The organism is Paenibacillus sp. P4_A9 (assembly GCF_056402415.1).
In genome coordinates, this window is sequence record NZ_JBFUHL010000148.1 from 1 (window position 1) to 4,347 (window position 4,347).

Annotated in this window: 3 protein-coding genes and 1 pseudogene; all 4 read left to right on the plus strand. The window is 42.6% G+C overall.

Annotated features, from left to right (window positions below; translation table 11 throughout):
• Positions 1–117 precede the first annotated feature (117 nt).
• Positions 118–1,065 (plus strand): bifunctional riboflavin kinase/FAD synthetase, encoded by a 948-nt coding sequence (locus AC1DVJ_RS30135; RefSeq protein ID WP_477596466.1) that lies wholly within the window; start codon positions 118–120, stop codon positions 1,063–1,065.
• A gap of 154 nt (positions 1,066–1,219) precedes the next feature.
• Positions 1,220–1,489 (plus strand): 30S ribosomal protein S15, encoded by a 270-nt coding sequence (gene rpsO / locus AC1DVJ_RS30140; protein ID WP_028558319.1) that lies wholly within the window; start codon positions 1,220–1,222, stop codon positions 1,487–1,489.
• A gap of 270 nt (positions 1,490–1,759) precedes the next feature.
• Entirely contained in the window at positions 1,760–3,862 is a 2,103-nt protein-coding gene (gene pnp, locus AC1DVJ_RS30145) for a polyribonucleotide nucleotidyltransferase (protein ID WP_477596469.1), read from the plus strand.
• 200 nt (positions 3,863–4,062) lie between these two features.
• Positions 4,063–4,347, plus strand: a pseudogene (locus AC1DVJ_RS30150) (hypothetical protein); the annotation flags it as partial.

Sequence of the window (4,347 nt, forward strand, 5' to 3'; positions counted from 1 at the left end):
ACGATTTCTTGGTCTGTTTGAATGGAAAAGCACTAGCCACGTCTTGGTCCCGGCCAAAGTTTTCCTTTAATCATAACGTCGCGGGACGGGTTGAAATGGGTAGGTGAACGAACTTATATGCAAATAATACCAATATCATATCCGATGGATCTGGATCAGCTTGCTCAGTTTGTAGGGAAACAAGTGGTGGCCATTGGTGACTTTGATGGCGTACATTTAGGACATCAAGAGGTTATAGGTCGGGCATTACTAACGGCTAAGACGCTTGGTCTGAAGTCAGCCATTATGACCTTCTATCCACATCCTAGAGCAGTAATGGGTCAAGATAAATACGTGGATCTTCTGACGCCGATGAAAAAGAAGATGGAGATTTTTGAGAGCATGGGTGTGAATCATACGTACATTGTTACGTTTGATGCTTCCCTGATGCGATTATCTCCGGAGCAATTCGTGGATCAAGTCCTTGACAGACTAGGCGTTGATGGCGTCATTTGCGGTTTTGATTTTACTTTTGGTTTTCAAGGCAAAGGTACTCCAGATTCACTCTGTGAGTTGAGTCATGGGAAATTCTCTGTTGAAGTGGTGAGACCTTTTCATATGAATGGTGAAAAAGTAAGCAGTACACGTATACGTGAAGCATTACAATTAGGTCAATTAGAAACTGTGACTAGACTGCTTGGTCGTCCTTATAGCGTAAGCGGCATTGTCGTTGATGGTGCGAAGAGAGGAAGGACGCTTGGATTTCCTACAGCTAATCTCCAATTGGACGAGCCTTATGTCAGTCCTACGAATGGCGTTTACGCGATTAAAGCTACCGTTCGTGGGGAAGTATATCAAGGAGTCATGAATATTGGTGTGAAACCAACTTTCGAGACTGGAGAATTAAAACCATCGTTTGAAGCGCATTTATTTGAATTTTCTGAGCAGATTTATGGGGAAACCGTTATGGTAGAGCTGATTTCTTTCCTTCGACCAGAACGTAAATTTTCCTCGTTAGATGATTTGGTAGCTCAAATTAAGCTTGACGCAGAGGAAGCAAAGTATAAATTGGCGACAGAGTTGTAATCATACATTTACTTCTACTAGTCAATTGTGATATACTAATGTACGTTGTCAAATGGACGTGTTCGTTTGGCATGAACCTTAGCTTGGATTGACGTTTTCATCGGCGCTTTCTAGGCTAGCGGGGATACTAATAGAATTTAGGAGATGAACGATTATGGCAATTACGCAAGAGCGCAAAACACAACTGATTCAAACTCACAAGGTACACGATACCGACACAGGTTCACCTGAGGTACAAGTAGCAATCCTTACAGAAAACATTGTTAACCTTACAGACCACCTTCGTACGCACAAGAAAGATCACCACTCCCGTCGTGGTTTGCTTAAAATGGTTGGACAACGTCGTAAGTTGCTAGCATATGTTAAAAACAAAGATGTAAGCCGTTATAGTGCTTTGATTGCAAAGCTTGGTTTGCGTCGATAAAACCGACAATGAGAAGCAACCTGTTGCTCCTTTGCTAGGCTTGATAAAGCTCTGGCAGAGAGCAGCAAAAGGTTGCTTTTTCTTGTATTTTTAAAACGGGAAAAGAAGGAAATACTAGACATAACGCAGAAATAGAGGAATACTCCCCAGATCGTCCATTTTGCATACATACGGAGTAGATTCGGATTGGTCTCTGGATCTTACGATTTCTGTACATGTTTATCAACACATATGAATTGAAATTTAACAATACCAACTTAGGAGGATTTTATGGAGACAAGGGTACAAATGGAACTTGGCGGTAAGCCGTTCATTCTTGAAACAGGCCGACTTGCCAAACAAGCCAACGCAGCAGTAACTGTTCGCTATGGCGACACGGTTGTGCTTAGCACAGTAACGGCATCCAGCGGACCGAAAGATTTAGATTTCTTTCCGTTAACAGTGAACTACGAAGAAAGATTATATGCGGTTGGTAAGATCCCTGGTGGTTTTATCAAGCGTGAAGGACGTCCAAGTGAGAAAGCGATTCTTGCGAGCCGTTTAACGGATCGTCCGATTCGTCCTCTGTTCCCAGAAGGTTTCCGTAATGATATTCAAATTGTATCTATCGTCATGAGTGTAGACCAGGAATGTCCGCCAGAAATGGCAGCAATGATCGGTACGTCCGCGGCACTTGCGATCTCTGATGTTCCTTTTAATGGACCTGTCGGTGGCGTGATTGTTGGTCGTGTAGATGGCCAATTCGTTATCAACCCTACGGGCGAAGTAGCGGAGAAAAGTGATCTTCATCTGACTGTTGCTGGTACCAAAGATGCGATTATGATGGTTGAAGCTGGAGCGAAAGAAGTTTCAGAGGAAGTTGTCCTAGAAGCGATCATGTTCGGTCATGATGAAATTCGTAAGATCGTTGCGATCATTGAAGAACTGGTTGAACAAGTTGGCAAGCCGAAAATGGAAGTTAAACTCCATGCGGTTGATGCTGAAGTAAATAGCGCGGTTCGCGAATTTGCCCAAGCTAGATTAGTTGATGCGATTAAAATCCCTGAAAAGCATGCAAGACAAGAAGCGATTGATGTTGTGAATGCAGATGCTGTAACACATTTCACTGCGTTGTACGTAGAAACGCCAGGACTTTTAGGTGACGTTAAAGAAACACTTTATGATATTGTAAAAGAAGAAGTACGTCGCTTGATCACGCATGATAAAGTAAGACCAGATGGACGTAAACCAGATGAAATTCGCCCGATTGAGTGCGATGTCAACTTGTTGCCGCGCACACACGGTTCTGGCTTGTTCACACGTGGACAAACACAAGCACTAAGTATTTGTACGCTAGGTGCATTGGGTGATGTTCAAATCTTGGATGGTTTAGATCTGACAGAAACGAAACGTTTCATGCATCACTATAACTTCCCGCCGTTCAGCGTTGGGGAAGCAAGACCATTGCGTCCACCAGGACGTCGTGAGATTGGACATGGTGCGTTAGGTGAGCGTGCTATTGAGGCGATCATTCCGAACGAAATTGAGTTCCCTTACACAATTCGACTTGTGTCTGAAGTGTTGGAATCGAACGGTTCAACTTCCCAAGCAAGTATTTGTGCAAGTATTCTTGCGCTTATGGATGCTGGTGTTCCGATTAAAGCTCCAGTTGCAGGTATTGCGATGGGTCTTATCAAAGACGGTGATCATTTCTCCATTCTGTCAGATATTCAAGGTATGGAAGATCACCTTGGCGATATGGATTTCAAAGTTGCAGGTACAGCTGAGGGGATCACGGCTTTACAAATGGATATCAAAATTGATGGTATCGACCGCAGCATCTTGCAACAATCGTTGCAACAAGCCAAAGAAGGTCGTTTACACATTTTGAGCAAAATGGTATCACGTATTTCCACACCAAACAAAAATCTATCTCAATATGCGCCTAAGATTCTTACCATGAACATCAATCCGGACAAAATCCGCGATGTTATTGGTGCAGGCGGTAAAATTATCAATAAAATCATTGAGGAAACTGGCGTGAAGATCGACATCGAGCAAGACGGCCGCGTATTCATTGCATCGTCAAATCAAGAAATGAACGAGAAAGCTCGTTCCATTATTGAAGGCATCGTACGTGAAGTCATCGTTGGGGAAACTTACCTAGGTACAGTTAAACGAGTAGAGAAATTTGGCGCATTCGTTGAAATCCTACCTGGTAAAGAAGGTCTCGTTCATATTTCACAAATTTCTACTGAGCGTGTAGCAAAAGTTGAAGATGTCGTGAACATTGGCGATCAAATCACAGTTAAAGTTACGGAAATTGATCAACAAGGAAGAGTTAATCTTTCGCGCAAAGCAACGTTAACTTCACAAGTCTCTGCTCAAAGCTGAGATTCTTAATTCGTGAGGACGTTTCATTCATAGTAAGGGATAAAGAGTCAGAGCTATCTGTCTCTTTTTTGCTTTTCACTGCTTAGTTGGACATGCACAGGTTCTACTCTTGTCCCAACCTTCATACAATCAGTGTGATGAAGAAAGGGGACCTGTGTATGCTCCACAAAAAATGGATACTGCTTGGGAGTTTTTTGACTATGGTTCTAATGAGTTTGAATGCGATCCCAAGTGTACGGATTTATATACAAAGTGTGAAAAACGATCAAAATATTTTTGTAGTTGAGAATGATAGGATGAGGGAAGTACGTCCTGTTTTTGCTTCTGCTAAGCAATCTACCTTATTAGAAGCAATAACCAAAGAAGCGGAGAACCGTAAGATTGCTCCAATTAATGCCAAAGTAGATTCCGTGTGGAAAGCGATCCCAGGCTACAATGGATTAGAAGTGGATATCGAAGAGACTTTGAAGTTAGCGGAGCATCAA

What these genes read in the sequence shown, in the direction of transcription:
- rpsO (WP_028558319.1), top strand. Translation starts at nt 1,220, where the DNA reads ATGGCAATTACGCAAGAGCGCAAAACACAACTGATTCAAACTCACAAG.
- AC1DVJ_RS30135 (WP_477596466.1), top strand. Translation starts at nt 118, where the DNA reads ATGCAAATAATACCAATATCATATCCGATGGATCTGGATCAGCTTGCT.
- pnp (WP_477596469.1), top strand. Translation starts at nt 1,760, where the DNA reads ATGGAGACAAGGGTACAAATGGAACTTGGCGGTAAGCCGTTCATTCTT.